The sequence below is a fragment of the Reyranella sp. genome (genome assembly GCF_965228225.1).
Taxonomy (GTDB): domain Bacteria; phylum Pseudomonadota; class Alphaproteobacteria; order Reyranellales; family Reyranellaceae; genus Reyranella.
In genome coordinates this window covers 2573352-2592003 of record NZ_OZ245801.1, presented here as the reverse complement: position 1 = coordinate 2592003, position 18652 = coordinate 2573352, and the positions used below count along the sequence as shown (strand labels likewise).

19 protein-coding genes are annotated in these 18652 nt (G+C 65.9%); 14 read left to right on the top strand and 5 right to left on the bottom strand.

The window, feature by feature from the left end; all coding sequences use genetic code 11:
- The first annotated feature begins 5 nt into the window (after positions 1-5).
- Positions 6-1316, top strand: a complete 1311-nt coding sequence (locus ACO07K_RS12415; RefSeq protein WP_422036246.1) for a hemolysin family protein — start codon at positions 6-8, stop codon at positions 1314-1316.
- 3 nt (positions 1317-1319) lie between these two features.
- On the opposite strand, the gene ACO07K_RS12410 is transcribed toward ACO07K_RS12415, so the two are convergent.
- The 3 genes from ACO07K_RS12410 to ACO07K_RS12400 are packed head-to-tail and all read right to left on the bottom strand — an operon-like array spanning position 1320 to position 5805.
- Positions 1320-3758, bottom strand: a complete 2439-nt coding sequence (locus ACO07K_RS12410; RefSeq protein WP_422036245.1) for a penicillin acylase family protein — start codon at positions 3756-3758, stop codon at positions 1320-1322.
- 4 nt (positions 3759-3762) lie between these two features.
- Positions 3763-4920, bottom strand: a complete 1158-nt coding sequence (locus ACO07K_RS12405) for a CaiB/BaiF CoA transferase family protein (protein WP_422036243.1) — start codon at positions 4918-4920, stop codon at positions 3763-3765.
- A gap of 9 nt (positions 4921-4929) precedes the next feature.
- Positions 4930-5805, bottom strand: coding sequence for a DMT family transporter (locus ACO07K_RS12400; protein ID WP_422036242.1), 876 nt, complete (start codon positions 5803-5805; stop codon positions 4930-4932).
- Positions 5806-5834: 29 nt separating this feature from the next.
- On the opposite strand from ACO07K_RS12400, the gene ACO07K_RS12395 reads away from it, so the two are divergent.
- The 4 genes from ACO07K_RS12395 to ACO07K_RS12380 are packed head-to-tail and all read left to right on the top strand — an operon-like array spanning position 5835 to position 9216.
- Complete coding sequence (locus ACO07K_RS12395; RefSeq protein WP_422036241.1) at positions 5835-6845, top strand: YheT family hydrolase; 1011 nt, start codon at positions 5835-5837, stop codon at positions 6843-6845.
- Complete coding sequence (locus ACO07K_RS12390; protein WP_422036239.1) at positions 6842-7825, top strand: YheT family hydrolase; 984 nt, start codon at positions 6842-6844, stop codon at positions 7823-7825. The genes ACO07K_RS12395 and ACO07K_RS12390 overlap by 4 nt, the downstream gene beginning before the upstream one ends.
- Positions 7822-9060 (top strand): MFS transporter, encoded by a 1239-nt coding sequence (locus ACO07K_RS12385; protein WP_422036238.1) that lies wholly within the window; start codon positions 7822-7824, stop codon positions 9058-9060. The genes ACO07K_RS12390 and ACO07K_RS12385 overlap by 4 nt, the downstream gene beginning before the upstream one ends.
- 12 nt (positions 9061-9072) lie before the next feature.
- Entirely contained in the window at positions 9073-9216 is a 144-nt protein-coding gene (locus tag ACO07K_RS12380; protein ID WP_422036236.1) for a hypothetical protein, read from the top strand.
- Here ACO07K_RS12380 and ACO07K_RS12375 read toward each other — a convergent pair.
- A complete protein-coding gene (locus ACO07K_RS12375) occupies positions 9213-9701 on the bottom strand; it encodes an NUDIX hydrolase (protein WP_422036234.1) in 489 nt (162 codons plus the stop codon). The two genes, ACO07K_RS12380 and ACO07K_RS12375, sit on opposite strands and share 4 nt — an antisense overlap.
- Before the next feature lie 24 nt (positions 9702-9725).
- A complete protein-coding gene (hemB, locus tag ACO07K_RS12370; RefSeq protein ID WP_422036233.1) occupies positions 9726-10736 on the bottom strand; it encodes a porphobilinogen synthase in 1011 nt (336 codons plus the stop codon).
- A gap of 89 nt (positions 10737-10825) precedes the next feature.
- Between hemB and ACO07K_RS12365 the strand changes: the two genes are divergently transcribed.
- The 9 genes from ACO07K_RS12365 to ACO07K_RS12325 all read left to right on the top strand — a co-directional run bounded on the left by ACO07K_RS12365 (position 10826) and on the right by ACO07K_RS12325 (position 18633).
- Positions 10826-11965, top strand: a complete 1140-nt coding sequence (locus ACO07K_RS12365; protein WP_422036655.1) for an isobutyryl-CoA dehydrogenase — start codon at positions 10826-10828, stop codon at positions 11963-11965.
- Positions 11966-11968: 3 nt separating this feature from the next.
- Positions 11969-13036, top strand: coding sequence for an enoyl-CoA hydratase/isomerase family protein (locus ACO07K_RS12360; protein ID WP_422036232.1), 1068 nt, complete (start codon positions 11969-11971; stop codon positions 13034-13036).
- A 27-nt stretch (positions 13037-13063) separates the two neighbouring features.
- Positions 13064-13945 carry a 3-hydroxyisobutyrate dehydrogenase gene (gene mmsB / locus ACO07K_RS12355; RefSeq protein ID WP_422036231.1) on the top strand — a complete coding sequence of 294 codons (882 nt, stop codon included), beginning with the start codon at positions 13064-13066 and terminating at the stop codon, positions 13943-13945.
- A 7-nt stretch (positions 13946-13952) separates the two neighbouring features.
- Positions 13953-14639 carry a glutathione S-transferase N-terminal domain-containing protein gene (locus ACO07K_RS12350; RefSeq protein WP_422036229.1) on the top strand — a complete coding sequence of 229 codons (687 nt, stop codon included), beginning with the start codon at positions 13953-13955 and terminating at the stop codon, positions 14637-14639.
- 3 nt (positions 14640-14642) lie between these two features.
- Positions 14643-15134, top strand: a complete 492-nt coding sequence (locus ACO07K_RS12345) for a MaoC family dehydratase (protein ID WP_422036228.1) — start codon at positions 14643-14645, stop codon at positions 15132-15134.
- Between the two features lie 20 nt (positions 15135-15154).
- A complete protein-coding gene (locus ACO07K_RS12340; RefSeq protein WP_422036227.1) occupies positions 15155-15439 on the top strand; it encodes a putative quinol monooxygenase in 285 nt (94 codons plus the stop codon).
- Positions 15440-15463: 24 nt separating this feature from the next.
- Positions 15464-16531 carry a magnesium/cobalt transporter CorA gene (gene corA, locus ACO07K_RS12335; protein WP_422013458.1) on the top strand — a complete coding sequence of 356 codons (1068 nt, stop codon included), beginning with the start codon at positions 15464-15466 and terminating at the stop codon, positions 16529-16531.
- A 7-nt stretch (positions 16532-16538) separates the two neighbouring features.
- Positions 16539-17531 carry a glutathione S-transferase family protein gene (locus tag ACO07K_RS12330; protein WP_422036226.1) on the top strand — a complete coding sequence of 331 codons (993 nt, stop codon included), beginning with the start codon at positions 16539-16541 and terminating at the stop codon, positions 17529-17531.
- 445 nt (positions 17532-17976) lie between these two features.
- Positions 17977-18633 carry a hypothetical protein gene (locus ACO07K_RS12325; protein WP_422036224.1) on the top strand — a complete coding sequence of 219 codons (657 nt, stop codon included), beginning with the start codon at positions 17977-17979 and terminating at the stop codon, positions 18631-18633.
- The last annotated feature ends 19 nt before the right edge of the window (positions 18634-18652 follow it).

Sequence of the window (18652 nt, the reverse complement as noted above, 5' to 3'; positions counted from 1 at the left end):
GGGGCATGTCCGACGCGGGAGGTCTGCTGGCGGTCCTGGTGCTGGTCGCGGCCAACGGGTTCTTCGTGGCCGCCGAGTTCTCGCTGGTGGCCGTCCGCCGCAGTCGGGTCATCGAACTCGCCGCCTCGGGGCGGATCAATGCCAAGGCGTTGGTGCGCGCCCTCGACCATCTCGACTCCAACCTCGCGGCGACGCAGCTCGGCATCACGATCTCGTCTCTGGCGCTCGGCTGGATCGGCGAGCCGGCGATCGCACACCTGATCGAAGAGCCCCTGGCGCGACTCTGGGGCACGACAGCCGGCGTCAGCGCCTACGCGATCGCCGTCGGCATCTCCTTCCTGCTGATCACGGCGCTGCACATCGTGCTGGGCGAACTGGCGCCCAAGAGCCTCGCGCTCCAGCGCAGCGAGGGCACCGCGCTCTGGGTGGTGCGGCCGCTCAGCCTGTTCCGGTGGCTGCTCAGCCCGGCGATCCTGGTGCTGAACGGAATGGGAAATCTGGTCCTCAGGCTGTGTGGCCTGCGGCCCGGGACGGGCGAGGAATCGCTGCATTCGCCCGGGGAGCTGAAGCTCCTGGTCGAGGCCAGCCAGGATGCCGGCCTGCTGCAGGACGCCCAGGAAGAGGTCATGGTCCGCGCGCTCGAGATCGGCAATCGCCGGATCGGCGAGATCATGACGCCGCGCACGGAACTCGACTGGATCGACACCAGCGACGGGCGTGACGAGATCGTGCGGACGGTGCTGGAAAGTCCTTACGAGCAGATGCTTGTGGGGCAGGGCAGCATCGACAATCTGCTGGGCACCGTGACCAAGACGGATCTGCTGAACCAGATGCTGCGCGGCGGCGCGATCGATCCGGGCGCGGTGATCGCCGTACCGCTGATGGTCCACGAGGCCATGCCGATCTTCAAGGTGCTGGAGCTCTTCAAGAAGTCGCCGGTGCGGCTTGCCGTCGTCGTCGACGAGTATGGCGGCATCGAGGGGATCGTCACCCAGGCCGACATGCTCGAGGCGCTGGCCGGCGATCTTCCGGAGGTGCTGGGCGAGGGGCCCGACGTGGTCGAGCGGGAGGATGGCTCGCTGCTGATCGACGGCATGGCGCCCGTCCATGCGACCCTGGACCGGCTGCAGCTCGACAAGCTGCCGGTCAGCACCAGGTTCCATACGATCGCGGGCTTTGCGCTGGCCCAGCTTGGCCACCTGCCGGTGGCCGGCGAGCAGTTCACCTACGAAGGCTGGACCTTCGAGATCGTCGACATGGACGGGCGGCGCATCGACAAGTTGCTGGCGCGCCGCACGCCGACGCTCGAGGCCTGATCCTCAGCGCATCGAGGGAGGCGACAAGGTCAGCGTGCCGATGGCGCTGCGGGCGGTCTCGGCGCGGGTGCCGCCGATGTTGATGTAAGCGAGCTTCTGCCACGGTTCGACGAAGTTGCGGGCCCACGGCGAGAGCATGTTTCCGGACTGTCCGAGCGGCGTCGCGAACCGGCTGTTCTCGAGATCGCTGAAATCGTAGATGCCGCGATAGCCGGCGCCGTGGACGGCATCGAACGGCCGGTTGCCGCGGAACGAGGGCGAGGCGCGGTTGAGCGTCTGGTTGCCGCCGTCGGACGGGTAGCGCACCGAGGCGATGTCGCGCAGCAAAGGGATGCCGTCGAACAACGGGTGGCGATGCACGGCCAGATGCTCGCGACCCCATTGCCATTTGGTCATGTCGGGCCCCTGGCGCCGTGCGATCCAGTCGAGCGCCCGGTCGAGCGCCAGGGCGATCGCGTCCTCGCACGACTCGGTCTGGCGGGTGCCGCCATCGTCGCACCAGCCCGGCTTGTCGCGCAGGATTCGCACCAGCAGCGGGACGTTGGGCACCGCCAGGGAGGCATAGAGATCCTCCCCCAGCTCGTCGCCCAGCAGGCCCTTCTGCAACTCGGCGAGCCAGGCGTCGTAGATCAGCGGCTCGGGCCGGCTCGCCATCATGAACATGTTCCACCGCGCGAGCAGCTCGCGGGCCTGGGCGGCGCGGGCGTTGCGCGACGTGCCCTTCAGCAGGTAGGGCAGCATCTCCGCGGCGTCGAGCGTGAGATTGTCGGCCTGCATGACGATCATGCCGTAGACCGGATGGCGCTGGACCTCGCCCAGCAGTTGCGCGGCGCGGCGCTGGCGATAGGGTTCGGCCCAGTCCCGGCTGATGAAGTGACGGTAGTCGTCGGGCACGAGGCGGCCGTTGGCGTTGACGATCACGCCGACCCCCGGATTATAGACTCGCGGCAGGTCGTCGAACGGTACGTAGCCCGCCCAGTCGAACTCCGACGTCCAGCCCGGCACCGGCATCGACCCGTCGCCCTTGCGCCGGATCGGCACGCGCGCCGGCGAGATCAGGCCGATGTTCCCTGACGTGTCGGCATAGACCATGTTCTGCATCGGCGAGACGATGCGCCGTGCCGCCGAGAGGAATTCTTCCCAGTTCTGCGCCGAGCCGACGCGGGCGAAGCCCTCGGCCGAGGTGTCGGCGCCGTCGAGCGCGGTCGCCTGCAGCGCGAGGACATGTCCCTGCGGGGTGAGGTTGTCGCCGCGGCGGACGAAGTCGTCGATCACCGGCCCGTGCCGCGTCTCGCGCACGCGCATCGTGATGGGCTCGCCCCAGGCGACCTTGATCGTCTCGTCGCGCACCGCGAAGGGGCGGGCGCCGTCGGGCGTGATGTAGCGGTTGGGGTCTGTCGGATCGACCCGTTCAATGAAGATGTCCTGGCTGTCGAGGTTGGTGGTCGTAAAGCCCCAGCCGATGGTGCCGTTGTGGCCCAGCACCACGGCCGGTGAGCCCGGCGAGGTGGCGCCGCGGATGTCGAAGCCCGGTCCGACCAGGCGGGCGAGGTACCAGACGCCGGGAAAGCTGAACCCGAGATGCGGGTCGTTGGCGAGAAGCGGGCGTCCCGAGACCGCGTGGGCGCCCGACAGGACCCATTCGTTCGAGGCCTCGCGCTTGCGCGTCACCTCGCTGTCGGTGCCGCGAAAGATGCGATCGAGGTCGATGTCTTTGGTCGCCGCCATGACCATCGAAAGCGTCGAGTCCTTGCTGTCGCCGGACGGCTCGATCAGGAACTTGACGCCGTCCTCGCCGATCTTCTGGGACAGCCGCAGGCGCAGGAGTTCGGCGCGCCAGTTGCCGTCGAGGCCGAGCGCCATGAGCTTGGCCCAGACCAGCGAATCCGCCGGCCGCCACGGCTCGGGTCGGTAGCGGCCGCCGGACAGGAGCTTGATCAGCGAGAGTTCCAGCCCGTACTGCTGGGCATCGTTGGAGATCCAGGCATTCACGCCCGCGGCATATGCCTCCAGACGGGTGCGCATGGCGGGCGAGAGCGCGCCGACGCTCTCCGTGGCACGCCGGTAGACGCCGAGGCCGCGCATCGTGCGGTCGCTGTCGACCAGTCCCTGGCCGACCACGGCCGGTGGTACGAGTTCCGCCAGACGTCCCTGGCCGATACGGCGCATCAGCTCCATCTGCCAGAACCGGTCCTGGGCATGGACATAGCCCAGGGCGAAGGACGCGTCCTCGATCGATCCCGCGATGATGTGCGGTACGGCATTCTTGTCGCGCAGGATCTCGACCGGAGCCTTGAGGCCAGCGGCCTCGAGCTGGCCGGCATAGCTCGGCAGGGCCCCGCGCATGTGGAAGTAGGTGCCGGCCAGGAAGACCGCGAGGGCCAGCGCCGTACCGAGCAGGAACTTTCCGAGAAAGGCTGCGACGCGGACCACCAGCCTCACGGGCTCAACCGCCGAGGTAGGAGAGGATCGCGTCGCGGTCGCCGTCCAGGTCCGGCGCGGCCGGCCGGGTGGTCGGATCGGGGAAGGCCGACATCTTCAGTGGGTTGCCGGCCAGCTTCAGCGTGCCGCCGCTCCCATCGGGCACGTCGACCAGCATGTTGCGTGCGGCGACTTGGGGATGCTCGATGGCCTGCGCGATATTGTTGATCGGGCCGCAGGGCACACCGCCCTTGGACACGACGCCGATCCAGTGATCGGTCGTGTTGGTCTTCAGGACCGACTCGATTTCGTGCTTGAGCTTCTGCTGGCTCTTCTGGCGCAGCGCGTTCGACGTGTAGGCGGGATCGGTCGCCATATCGGAACGACCGAGCGCCTCGCACATCTTGATGAACAGGCTGTCGTTGCCCGCCGCGATGATCATCGAGCCGTCGGAAGTTGCGAAGGCCTCGAAGGGGGTGATGGTCGGGTGGCGCGCGCCGAGCGGACCGGGGATTTCCTTCTCGACCGTGTAGCGCATGATCGCGTTCTCGAGCAGCGCGAGCTGGCAGTCGAACATCGCGATGTCGACCTTGGTGGACTCTCCGGTCTTGAGACGGTGCACCAGTGCCGCATTCACCGCGACGGCCGTGTAGAGGCCGGCGCCGATGTCGCCGATCGACATGCCGACCCGGCTCGGCGGCTGTCCTTCGTTGCCGGTGATGCTCATGATGCCGCCCTGGCCCTGCATGACCATGTCGTAAGCGGGATCCTTGGAGTTGGGACCGGTGTGGCCGAAGCCGGAGGCGGAGGCGTAGATCAGATTGGGATACTTGGCGTGCAGCGTGTCCCAGCCATAGCCCAGCTTCTCCATCGTGCCGGGACGGAAATTCTCGACGACGACGTCGGCCTTCTCGAGGAGCTGCTCGAAGATCTTGCGGTGTTCGTCATTCTTCAGGTCGAGCGCGATGCTCTCCTTGCCGCGGTTCACCGACGCGAAGTAGGTCGACTTGCCGTTCACGAAGGGACCATAGGCGCGGGCGTCGTCGCCCCCCTTGGGCGGCTCGACCTTGATCACCCGGGCGCCCATTTCGGCCATCAGAAGGGTGCAGTAGGGACCCGCCAGGATGCGGGAGAGATCGACGACGAGAATGCCCGACAGCGGGCCCTTGGTATTCTGGGTCATGTCCGGTTCTTAGCCAGTGGATCGCCGCGAATCCAGCCACACATTGACCGCCGCCGCCGAGATCACGATCACGCCACCGAACAAGGTGAGATCGTCCGGCTTTTCGCCATCGAACAGCCACACCCAGACCGGTCCCAGCACCAGCTCGAGCAGTCCCAGCAGGGCTGCCTGCGCTGCCGGGATGCGCCGGAGGCTTGCCATGTAGAGCAGGAGGCCCACCGCGAGCTGCCCCGGGCTCAGGGCAAACAGCCACGGCAGCTGCTCCCAGGTGACGTTCCCGGGGTGGGCGAAGGGCAGAGCCACCAGGCCGGAGATCAGGCCGGCCAGCCAGATCGAGGGCGTCATGCCGATGTCACGTCGATGGCGGACGACGACGTAGTTGCCGCTCATGCACAGCACGACGATGAAGGCGACGGCCATACCCGCGAGGGCGCCGGGCTGCAGGGAGCCGGCGACGCTGATCGCCAGGCCCGCGACCGCTGCGAGCATGGCGAGGACGGTGTGGCGGTGCAGCGGCTCGCCCAGGAACAGGCGCGCGGCAATCGCGGTGATGAAGGGAGTCGCGCCGAACATGATCAGCACGTTGGCGACCGGGGCCAGCCCGAGTGCCAGGATGAAGCTCACGAAGCTGCCGGCGAGCAGGACGGCGCTCAGCAACAGCGCCGGTCCGCCATTGCGGATATCGATCATCACCCGCCGGCGCTGCCAAACCAGGAGCGGCAGCATGGTGCCGACGAGGAGAGCGGAGCGCCAGAAGGAGACGTCCCAGGCCGGAAGATCGATCCGGCGCACGATGACACCCGCCGTACTGAAGGCGATGGCGGCGGCGACGGCGAACAACACCCCCAGCAGGGTGGAACTTGGTGCGGCGGCGAACGTTTTCATCGAAACGAAAGTGTGAATACGGACCCGCCGTGCCCCCGTCCATCGATTCCCTCGATTTGCCGCCATTCAAGCCACGGTTTCCGTGGTGGGGGCCGGATCTGCAGACCATCGCCATAAGGCTGACGTCGGGCCGCGTGTGCGATCTTGCGCCCCATACCAGTGAGCGGATGGCATTCGCGATGGGCGACCGCACGGGCGACATCCTGCTCGGGATGCTCGACCATCCGGTCGAACCGGTGGAGGCGCGCCCGCTCGCTATTCTCATTCATGGGCTCACGGGCAGCGAAAACAGCGCCTACATGCTCAATGCCGCACGTCACCTGCTGGACGGGGGATATCGCGTCCTGCGGCTCAATCTGCGCGGTTGCGGACCCTCGCGGCCCCATTGCCGCGAGCACTACCATGTCGGTCGCACCGCCGACTTCAGGCGAGTGCTGTCCCAGCTTCCCGACGATTTGACGGGCAACGGCATCGTGGCCGTCGGCTATTCGCTGGGCGGCGCGATGCTCCTCAAGTATCTGGGCGAGGAAGGATCCTTTTCGCCCCTGCGGGGCGCCGCGACGATCTGTGCGCCGATCGATCTGGCGCGCACCTGCAAGCACATGATGCGCGCGCGCAACTGGCTCTATCACACCTATCTGCTGAACGACATGAAGGCCGAGGCGCTGGCGCCCGGCGCGCTGACCTCGCCCGAAGAGCGCGAGATCATCCGGTCGGCGCGCAGCGTGTGGGAGTACGACGACCGGTTCATCTCGCCGCGTTATGGCTTTCGCGGCGCAGAGGACTACTACGAACTCTGCTCGCCGCTCGCCTTCATGCCCGAGATCCGCGTGCCGACGATGGTCATCGCCTCATGCGACGATCCATGGATTCCGGTTGAATACTATCGCGCGTTCGACTGGGCGGATAACCCGTCGCTCGTGCCGCTGATGCCGCCCGCCGGCGGGCATATCGGCTTCCACGCGCATGACAGCGCGCGGCCGTGGTGCGACCTTGCCGTGGAGAAATTCTTCGACCGGCTTGATATCATGGAGGCGTGAGCCTCCAACTCCCGCCGTTCCGTCCGCGTTTCCCCTGGTGGGGACCCGATCTCCAGACGCTCGCCAATTTTCTCAAGCCGCCGTCTGCAGACCTAGCGCCGCACACCTCGGAGAGGCTGACGGTCGATCTGAATGACGGGACGGGTGACAGGTTGGCCTGCACGCTCGACCAGCCCTCGGCGCCGGTTGCAGGCAAGCCACTCACGATCCTGATCCACGGTCTGACCGGCTCGCAGGAAAGTTCCTACATGGTCAGCATGGCCCGTTTTCTGCTGAACGCAGGCGAGCGTGTCCTGCGGGTGAACCTGCGGGGCGCGGGGCCGTCGCGCGCGACCTGCGCAGGCCAATACTATGCTGGTCGCAGCCAGGATTTTCGCAGCCTGCTGGCGAACCTCCCCGTCGGATTAAAGGCCGATGGCGTCCGGGCCGTCGGCTATTCGCTGGGGGCGGCGATGCTGCTCAAGTACCTCGGGGAGGAGGGCACGGCCGCGCCCGTGCTCGCCGCGGCTGCGGTCTCGGCTCCGATCGACCTGGCCGTGACATGCCGCCGGATGCTGGAACGGCGCAACGTCGTCTACCACCGCCGCCTTCTCGGACAGATGAAGATCGAGGCTACCGCGCCGGGCGCGCGCCTGGAGGAGAGCGAGAGGTCGGCCATTCTCGGATCCCGCGACATCCGCGAGTATGACGACGTCTTCATCGCGCCGCGTCACGGCTTTGCCGGCGCAGACGACTACTACGAGCGCTGCAAGCCGGTTCGTTTCATGGGAGGGATCCGCGTGCCGACCCTGGTGCTGGCGGCGCTGGACGATCCCTGGATTCCAGGCGTCCTCTACAGCCGCTACGACTGGGCGGGCAACGGAGCGCTGCTGCCGTTGCTGCCGACGCGGGGCGGGCATGTCGGGTTTCACGGTTCGGACAATCGACTTCCCTGGAGCGATCGGGCCGTAACAAAATTTTTCGGGGGCAAGTCGGCATGACGCGACAAGAGGGCGGACTGGACGCCTTGAATTTCTTCCTGGCCGACGTCCGCGACGGCCTGGGACCCTATCTCGCGATCTATCTCCTGACCGTCCAGAAGTGGGACGCCGCCAGCATCGGCCTCGTCATGTCGATCGGCGGCGTCGCGACCATCCTTGCCCAGACGCCGGCCGGCAACTTCATCGACGTGACGCGCTACAAGCGCGCCGCGATCATCATCGCGGCGTTCCTCGTGACCGCCTGTTGTCTCGTCCTGCCGATTGCGCCCGGTTTCCTGCCTGTCGCGGTCGCCCAGTCGCTGGCCGGGGTCGCGAGTTCGATCTTTGCGCCGGCGATCGCCGCGATCACGCTGGGCATCATGGGGCCCAAGGCCTTTACGCGACGCACGGGCCGGAACGAGGCGTTCAACCACGCGGGCAACGCCGTCGCGGCCGTGCTGGCCGGGGCGGGTGCCTACGTCATGGGGCCGATCGCGGTCTTCTATCTGATGGCCGCCATGGCCATCGCCAGTATCGCCGCGACCCTTGCCGTGCCTGCCAAGGCCATCGATCACGACATGGCCCGGGGCCTGGACGACGGCGGCCACCATGGCCACGCCAAGCCCGCCGGTCTTTCGGTCCTGCTGGAGAACCGGCCGCTGCTGATCTTTGCCGGCTGCGTCGTGCTGTTCCACTTCGCCAATGCGGCGATGCTGCCGCTCGTCGGCCAGAAGCTCGCTTTGGCCAACGAAGGGCTGGGAACGACGCTGATGGCGGCCTGCGTCGTCATCGCCCAGCTCGTCATGATTCCCGCCGCCTTGATCGTCGGCGCCAAGGCCGACGACTGGGGGCGCAAGCCGTTGTTCCTCACCGGCTTCGCCATCCTCGCGCTGCGCGGGGCGCTCTATCCGGTATCCGACGATCCCTACTGGCTGGTGGGCGTCCAGGCGCTGGATGGCGTCGGCGCGGGGATCTTCGGCGCGTTGTTCCCGGTGGTGGTCGCCGACCTCACGCGAGGGACGGGCCGCTTCAACGTCAGCCAGGGCGCCATTGCGACGGCGCTGGGGCTCGGAGCCGCCCTCAGCGCGACCTTTGCCGGGCTGATCGTCGTGACCGCCGGCTACTCGGCGGCTTTCCTCGCCCTGGCCGGGATCGCTGGCATCGGTCTGCTGATCTATGCCGCCTTCATGCCCGAAACCAGGCCACATTCAGGACATGATGCGGCGCTGATCATCGGGCCGGCGAGGCCGCGTTGAGGAAACTTGGAGATGGGTGAGGCGGAACCAGTGGCGATGATCGTGGGCGTGGCCTGTTCCCTGGTCGCACTCGTGCTGGCCTGGCGCGCCTATCGCGGCGCGTCGGAAGAGCAGGAGCGGCGCAAGCGCGAGCGTGAGGATCGCGACCGTCTCTAGGAGAGGGCCAGCGGCTCCGACGGCGGTCCCTTCGCCAGGAGCACGGCGAGGCGCGTTCCGAGGTCGATCGGCTCGAAACGCTCGCTCGAAGTGGCGATCTCGTCGGCCGTCCACCAGCGATGCCCCAGCGTCCAGCTCCGTTCCTTCTCGTCGAGGCCCGACATGTCGATCTCGCTGCGGTCGGTGCGTGCCAGGAAGAAGCGCTCCCGGTGCAGCACCTGTTTGCCGCGCCAGCTCATCACACGCTCGCGCTTCCAGACCCAGCGCGGCGTGTCGATCACCGGCAGTTTCGTCTCCTCGCCGGCCTCGCGCACCGCGGCCTGGGCGTAATCCTCGCCCGGATCGACCATGCCGCCGATCATCACCCAGAAGGGATCGAAGAAGGGATTGGCCGGATCGAACACCTGCGGATCGTGGACGTTGAACAGGAACAGCCGGTCCTGCGGATCGAGCAGGATCAGGCGGGCCGAGGGGCGCTCGATCATGGGCGGGCGATCATGGGCAGGCGATCATTTCGAGCTGAGCAGCCGCGCCGCGTCGATCGCGCCATAGGTCAGGATGCCGTCGCAGCCGGCACGCTTGAAGCCGGTCAGCGTCTCGATCAGCACCCTGTTCCAGTCGAGCCAGCCGCGATCGGCCGCGCCCCGCAGCATCGCGTACTCGCCGCTCACCTGGTAGGCGTAGGTTGGCACGCCGAACGTGTCCTTCACGCGGCGCACGATGTCGAGATAGGGGAGGCCGGGCTTGACCATCACCATGTCGGCGCCTTCCTCGATGTCGAAGCCCACTTCGCGCAGGGCCTCGTCGGAGTTGGCGTAATCCATCTGGTAGGTCTTCTTGTCGCCCTTGAGGGCGCCAGAGCTGCCGATGGCGTCGCGGAATGGATTGTAGAAGGCCGACGCGTACTTGGCGGCGTACGACATGATCTGTTCGTGCTGGTAGCCTTTGGCGTCGAGCGCCGCGCGGATGGCGCCGATGCGGCCGTCCATCATGTCCGAGGGCGCCTGGATGTCGGCACCGGCCTCGGTCTGGACGATCGCCTGCTTGACCAGCGCCTCGACCGATTCGTCGTTGAGGATGCGCCCGTCTCGCACGATGCCGTCATGGCCGTCGCTGTTGAACGGATCGAGCGCCACGTCGCAGACGATGCCGATGTCGGGAACGGCCTTCTTCACCGCAGTGATGGCGCGGCACACGAGGTTGCCCGGATTGTAGGCCTCGCGCGCGTCGGGCGTCTTGGCCTTGGGGTCGGTCTCGGGGAAGATCGCGATGGCGGGAATGCCGAGATCGCGGGCTTCCTTTGCCGCCTCTGCGAAGAGGTCGATCGAGAGGCGGTCGACGCCCGGCATGGAGGCGACAGGCGTACGCGCGTTCTGGCCTTCCTGGACGAAGACCGGCCAGATCAGGTCGTCGACCGAGAGCTTGTTCTCGGCAACGAGGCGCCGGGACCATTCCTCGCCGCGATTGCGGCGCAGGCGGGTCGTGGGATAGCGGCCGAGGGTCGTGAAACGGGCGGACATGAAAGGCCTTATGGCGCGAACGGGTAGGGGCCGCAATGCGGCTCCTTTTCCTGCAGAAAGCCGGCGCCAGAGTTGATACGGTCCCGTCGATGGATTTCACGCTTTCAGAAGACCAGCAGGCCTTCCGCGATACGGCACGGCAATTCGCGACCGACCGCATGCTGCCTCAGGCCGCGCGCTGGGACGCCGAGAAGATCTTTCCGGAGGAGGTGCTGCGGGAAGCCGCGGCCGTCGGCTTCGGCGGCATCTACGTGCGCGACGATGTCGGCGGCAGCGGGCTCAGCCGCTTCGATGCGGCGCTCATCATGGAGGAGCTGGCGGCGGCCTGTCCCAGCACGGCGGCCTATATCTCCATCCACAACATGGCCGCCTGGATGATCGACGCCTTCGGCGACGACGAGCAGCGCCGGCGCTTCCTGCCCAAGCTCTGCTCGATGGAGCATTTCGCGAGCTATTGCCTGACCGAGCCGGGCGCCGGTTCGGATGCGGCAGCGCTGGCGACGCGGGCCGAACTCCGAGGCGACCACTATGTGCTGAACGGCAGCAAGGCCTTCATTTCGGGCGGCGGCCGCAGCGATATCTATGTCGTGATGCTGCGCACCGGCGGTCCGGGGGCCAGCGGCGTCTCGACCCTGGTGGTCGAGGCGGGGACGCCCGGCCTGTCGTTCGGCAAGCAGGAGAACAAGCTCGGCTGGAACAGCCAGCCGACGGCCTCGGTGATCTTCGAGAACTGCCGGGTGCCGGTGGCCAACCGGCTCGGGCCGGAAGGCCATGGCTTCAAGATCGCGATGATGGGTCTCGATGGCGGACGCATCAATATCGGCGCCTGTTCGCTGGGCGGGGCGCGCGCCTGCCTCGAGACCGCCTCGCGCTACGTGCTGGAGCGCAAGCAGTTCGGCAAGCCGCTGGCCGACTTCCAGGCGACCCAGTTCAAGCTCGCGGACATGGCGACCGAACTCGACGCGGCGCGGCTGATGATCTGGCGGGCGGCCTCGCTGCTCGACCAGAAGTCGCCCGAGGCGACCCAGGCGGCCGCCATGGGCAAGCGATTCGCCACCGACATGGGCTTTCGGGTGGTCAACGAAGCGCTACAATTGCATGGCGGATACGGCTACTTGAAGGATTTCCCGCTGGAGCGCTATCTCCGCGACCTCCGCGTGCACCAGATTCTCGAAGGCACCAACGAGATCATGCGCGTGATCATTTCGCGCCGTTTGTTGATGGGATGAAGAATGTCCGAAGCTGAAATTCTGTTCGATGTGAAGGACGGTCTGGGCGTCATGACGCTGAACCGCCCGAAGGTCCTCAACTCGCTGTCGCACGGCATCATCCTCGAGATGGAGCGCGTGATGCCGGCGTGGGAGAAGGATCCTTCCATCAAGGCGGTGGTCCTGCGCGGCGCCGGCGACCGTGCCTTCTCCGCCGGCGGCGACGTGGCCGGACTCTACCGCGAGATGCGGGACAATCCGTCGGGCACGCTGCGGCGGGACTTCTTCCGCGACGAGTACATCGTGAACCGGCGGATCTATCGTTACACCAAGCCATGGATCTCGCTGATCGACGGCATCAACATGGGCGGCGGCGTCGGCCTGTCGGCGCACGGTTCGCACTCGGTGGTGACGGAGAAGTATCTCTTCGCCATGCCCGAGACGACGATCGGCCTCTTCCCCGACGTCGGCGGCGGCTATTTCCTGACGCGCCTGCCGGGCGCACTGGGCACCTTCCTGGCGCTCACCAGCTATCGCCTCAAGGCGGCGGATGCCGTCTGGGCCGGGATCGCGCACGCCTTCGTGCCGAGCGCGAAGATCGACGAGCTGCAGGCCGCGCTCGGCGCGGCGGACCTGTCCGGCCCGCGCGCCAACGAGAAGGTCGATGCCGTCATCGCCCGGTTCCAGGCGGACGCCGGCGAGCAGACGCTGCCGTCGTTGATGCCCGAGATCGATCGCTGTTTTTCGGCCGAGACGCTGCAGGAGATCGTCGCCAATCTGGAGAAGTCGAACAGCGAGTTCGCGCAGAAGCAGCTCGCGGCGCTGATGAAGCTCTCGCCGCTGTCGATGGCGATCACGCTGGAACAGCTCAAGCGCTGCGCCAACCGCTCGTTCGAGGACACGATGACGATCGAGTACCGCATCTCGCAGCGCTGCATGCAGAAGGGCCACGACTTCTTCGAGGGCGTGCGCGCACTGCTGATCGACAAGGATCAGAAGCCGCAATGGAATCCCCCGACGATCGACGGCGTCACCCGCGCCTTGGTCGAGGAACATTTCCAGCCGGTGTCCAACGACCTGTTCTTCGACTGAGGCGGCAGCAACCAAACGGAGGAAACCATGGCGAAGATCGCCTTCATCGGTCTCGGCAACATGGGCGGCCCGATGGCCGCCAACCTGGCAAAGGCCCAGCATCACGTCGTGGCCTTCGACCTGTCCGACGCGGCCGTGGCGACGGCGGTCGAGAAGGGGGCTCACAAGGCGTCCTCCGCCGCCGAAGCGGTGAAGGGGGCGGAGATCGTCGTCACCATGCTGCCGGCGGGCAAGCATGTCCGCGAGGTCTATGAGAAGGACGTACTGCCCAACGTCGCCAAGGGCACGCTGCTGATCGACTGCTCGACCATCGACGTGGAGAGCGCTCGCCACGTGGCGGCGCAGGCGGAGAAGGCCGGCCTCGACATGGTCGATGCGCCGGTCTCGGGCGGGGTCGGCGGCGCCACCGCGGGCACGCTCACCTTCATGGTGGGCGGCAGCGAGGCGTCGTTCGCCAAGGCGAAGCCCATCCTGGAGAAGATGGGCAAGAACATCGTTCTCGCCGGCACGAGCGGTGGCGGCCAAGCCGCCAAGATCTGCAACAACATGATCCTCGGCGTGTCGATGATCGCCGTCAGCGAGGCCTTCATGCTGGCCAAGCGCCTCGGCCTCGATGCCCAGAAGCTGTTCGACGTCGCGTCGACCGCCTCCGGCCAGTGCTGGTCGCTGACCAACTACTGCCCGGTACCCGGCCCGGTGCCGGCGTCTCCGGCCAATCGCGATTACCAGGCGGGCTTCACGGCGGCGATGATGCTGAAGGACCTGATGCTCGCCCAGCAGGCGGCCAACGCCGCCGGCGCCAGCACCCCCCTGGGAGCAGAGGCCGCCCAGCTCTTCAGCCTGTTCGTGAACTCGGGTAACGGCGGCAAGGATTTCTCCGGCATCATCAAGATGCTGGACGGCAAGTGAGGGCCGCATGATCACGCTGTACGACCTGGCGTTCGAGGACGATCGTCGTCCAAGCCCGTTCTGCTGGCGCGCCAAGTTCGCGCTCGCGCACAAGGGCCTCGACTACACCAACGTGCCGATGGGCTTTACGGAGAAGGAGAAGATCGCCTTCGCCGATTCCAAGACCGTGCCGGTGATCAAGGATGGCGAGAAGCCGGTGAAGGACAGCTGGGCCATCGCCGTCTACCTCGACGACATGTATCCCGAGAAGCTGCTGCTGAAGAGCGAGATGGGCCGCTCCTACGCGCGTTTCATCAACGGCTGGACGGACACCGTGGTCAATGCCGGGATCTTCCCGCTGATCATCGGCGACCTCTACGATCGCGTAAGGCCCGAGGACAAGGAGTACATCGCCCAATCGCGCGGCGCACGGCTGGGCACGACGGACTTCGCTTCCTTCCAAGACCAGGCCCGCGAGAAGGGTCTGGCGGCCTTCCGAGCCTCGCTCGAACCGGCGCGCCGCGCATTGCGCGAGCAGAAGTTCCTGTCGGGCGCCGAGGCCGCGTACCCGGACTACATCCTCGCGGGCACCTTCATGTGGCCGCGCACGGTGAGCCCGCTCGAGCTGCTGGAAAAGGACGATCCGGTTCATGCGTGGCGCGAGCGTATGCTGGACCTGTTCGACGGAATGGCGCGCAAGGCGAAGGGCGCCTAGGCAATGGGGGAGGACCAGGCCAAGCCGTTCGACCCGGCCGAGCATCGTTTCGGACCGGCCCACTGGTTCGAGGATCTCGAAGTCGGCCAGAACTTCTACATCAACTCGCGCACCCAGACGGAGGCGCTGTTCTCGGCGTTCCAGCTCGCCAGCGGCGACAATCATCCGATCCACTACGATCGCGAGTACTGCAAGGCGCTGGGACACCGGGACATGCTGGCCCACGGGCTCCAGGTCGCCATCCAGGGAGCAGCGGGCGGCGGTATCTTCCCGCATTTCGTGGGCGAGTCGCTGATCGGGTTCCTCGAACAGTCCTCGCGCTTCCTCAAGCCGGTCTATGTCGGCGACACGCTCTACCCGATGCTTCAGGTGACCGAGCTGAAGCCCGGGCGCACGACGGGGGTCGCCGTGTTGAAGCTGACCATCCACAACCAGAAGGGCGAACTGGTGTGCGATGGCGAGCACAAGTATCTTTTGAAGAAGAAGCCGCAATAGAGACGGCAGGAGGAGTGAGTATGATCGGCGTCATCGCGAAACTGACCATCAAGCCCGGCACGAACGCAGACTTCGAAGCGACCATGAAGGCACTTCAGGCCAAGGTTCATGCCGACGAGCCCGGCAACAAGCTCTATGCGCTGCACAAGACGGCAGATGTTAACGTCTATGTCATGCTGGAACGCTACCAGGACCAGGCGGCGCTGGAGGCCCATCGGGCCGCGCCGCACTTCAAGGAACTCGGACGCAAGCTCGGCGACTATCTCGCCGGCCGCCCCGATGTCCAGGTGATGGAAGAAGTCTGACCGCTTTAGGGGGCGAGTGAGCGCATGGACGGGCTTTTTCGCCGCCACACCAAGCCCGGCACGGCGCCCGGCACGCTGGCCGGGCGCGCACCGGTTCCGGACGAAGCGCTCGATTTCACCCTGGTCGAATACACGCAGGACGAAGTCGAAGTCCTGCACGAGGTGGAAGTGGACCAGTGCCGCTTCCATCTCGGCACGCCCGGCCATACCTGGATCGATGTCGGTGGGCGGCCGAGTTCGGAAATGCTCCGCAACCTTGGCATGGCGTTCAACCTGCATCCGCTGGCCCTGGAGGACGTGTTCCACTCCAACCAGCGCAGCAAGCTCGATCTCTACGAGGGGCAGGGCTTCATCGTCCTGAACGACCCGGCCTACGAAGATTGCGTGCTCAAGGGCCAGCAGGTCAGCATTTTCTTCGGCGACAACTACGTCATCTCCTTCCATGACCTGAAGGCCGACATCTTCAAGCCGGTCCGTGACCGCCTGCAGACGTCGGGCTCGCGGCTGCGCATGTTCGGCATCGACTATCTCGTTTACGCGCTGATCGATCTCGTGGTCGATCGCAAGTTCCCGCTGATCGAAGCCCTGTCGACCCATCTCGAGGAGCTGGAAGAGGAGGCGTTGGGCCATCCGACCAAGGATACGCTCGCGCATATACACCAGGCGCGGCGGGCGCTGGTCGCCTTCCATCGCATCCAGTGGGCCGAGCGCGAGACGGTGCTGGCCGTGATGCGTCCGGACGTGCCCTTCATCATGCCGGAAACGCGAACCTATCTGCGCGACTGCTTCGACCATGCCGTGGCGGTACTCGACTTGGTCGAGAGCTATCGCGAAATGGCCAACGGCCTGATGGAAGTCTATCTCATGGACTCGTCCAACCGGATGTCCGAGGTCATGAAGACCATGGCCGTCATCACCGTGTTCTTCATGCCGCTCAGCTTCCTGGCCGGGATCTACGGCATGAACTTCGATCGCGATACCGGCAACATGCCAGAGCTGGGATGGAAGTATGGCTATGATTTCTTCTGGGTGATGGTCGTCGTGATCGTGACGTCCATCTTCCTCTGGCTGAAGCGCAAACGCTGGATCTGAGAGCGCCATGACTTACAGGATCTACGGCTCCGAACTGTCGCCCTATTCGGTGAAGGTGCGGTCCTTCTTCCGCTACAAGAACCTCGACCACGAATGGATCCCGAGGTCGCCGGCGGTCCAGGTGGAATTCCAGAAATACGCCAAGCTGCCGCTCGTCCCGCTGGTCGTGACGCCGGAGGGCGAGGGCATCCAGGATTCGACGCCGATCCTCGAACGCTTCGAGGCGTCGCATCCCGAACCTTCCGTGATGCCCGGAGACCCCGCGCTCGCCTTCGTCTCCGCGCTCATCGAGGAGTATGGCGACGAGTGGGGGAACAAATGGATGTTCCACTATCGCTGGCGTTACCAGCCGGACGCGTGGTCGACCGCCGAGCGAATCGCCCAGCAGATGATGGGTGTGCAGGGCACGCTTGCCGTGGCGCAGGCCCGCGCGGCCGTGGCCGAGCGCATGATGGGCCGGCTGGGGTTCGTTGGCTCCAACGACAAGACGGAGCCGCTGATCGAGGCCTCGTTCGCCAAGGCGCTGGGCCTGATCGACGCGCATCTGGCGTCGCGGCCCTACCTGCTGGGCGGCCGGCCGGCGATGGCAGACTTCGGCCTGTGGGCGCAGCTCTATGAGGCGGCGACCGATCCCACACCGGGCGCGATCATGCGCGCCTCGGCGCCCAACGTGATGGCCTGGCTCCCGCGCATGCTGTCGCCTCGGTCGGAAGGGGACTTCGAAGCGCTGCCAGCGCTCGCGCCGACGCTGATGCCGCTTCTCAGCCAGGAGGTGGGCGCGTTGTTCCTGCCGTGGTCGGCGGCCAATGCGGCCGCGATCGAGGGCGGCGACAAGAGCTTCACCCTGAACCTCGGTGGCGCGGAGTGGGCGCAGGAGCCACAGAAATACCACGCCCGCTCACTGGCCGAGATCCGGCGCAAGTACCAGTCGGCGAAGGGTGCAGCCGGTCTCGCACCGCTTCTGGCTGAAAGCGGCTGCCTGAAGTTTCTCGCCGCCTGACGCGGCGCTGGTCTGGGACACGCTGCACAAGGCGTGGGACGCCGATCCCGTCGAAACCGTCTCTCAGATGCGCTTGCGCATGCTCGCTAGGATCAATCCAATGAGGCGCTCCCATCCGTCGGAAATCCCTGCTCATTCCGATTCGAGGCTCGACGCTCTTGCGGGCCAATGGCAAACTGGGATTTGAATGGCACGCTACCCAAGCGGCCCGGGCTCGTCCTTTTTTGCAGCTCGCTGGCGTCTTCTCGCGCGGCGAGCCTGCTTTGCGGCAACCCGCCGTATCCAGGGTTTTCTGAATGACCAGGGTCCTTCCAAGAAGGAGTCCGCGATCTGCGAGAGAGAGGTGCAGCGGCCGCCAAACCCGCGCGCCTTAGGGATAGATGTCGACCGGAGTCGAGCCGTCCGGATTCTGCGTGGGATACCTGAAGATATGGGAGCGGTGAGTATGGGCACGAGCTTTAAGGGCGTGCTGGTCAAGAACGCGGACAAGATAACGGACCGGAAATCGTTGGTGATCTGCGGCGCGCCCCGGGGCGGGACGTCGTTTGCAGCATCTGTTTTCTCTCAGCTTGGCGTACCGTTCAGGCGAACCTCGAAGGACCGTATAAGTCCTCGCTACGAACATAACCGCCTGAAGGAAGCATTCCTGGCGGAAGACTCGGAAAGGATGCAGCAGATAATCGATGAATTTTGCCAGCTGCATTCTGTCTGGGCATGGAAGCTTCCCGCGATCGAGCAACGTTTCTCCGCCATAGCGGACATCGTTCCAAATCCTCACTTCGTCGTGATCTTCAAGGAACCTCTTTCGGTCGCGGTGCGATCGGCTGAACGGAGAGCGAAGACGCCGATCCACGTCCTTCAGTCGGTCGTCGCCGTACAGCAGCGCTTGGCCGCCATTGCTGCTGAGACAAAGCATCCCCTGCTGCTGGTTTCCTACGAGAAAGCAATGATGAATCTTCCAGCGTTCCTTTCGGAAGCTGCCTCATTCTCAGGTATCAGAAGCTATGATGAAGCGGCCGTCATCTCCGGCATTGCTGTCGACGGGAAGCGGTATCTGGGGGAAGGGTCCGGTGTCGACCCGAGTTCTGCTCCGACCGTATGAGGCGGCGCGATCTTCGGCC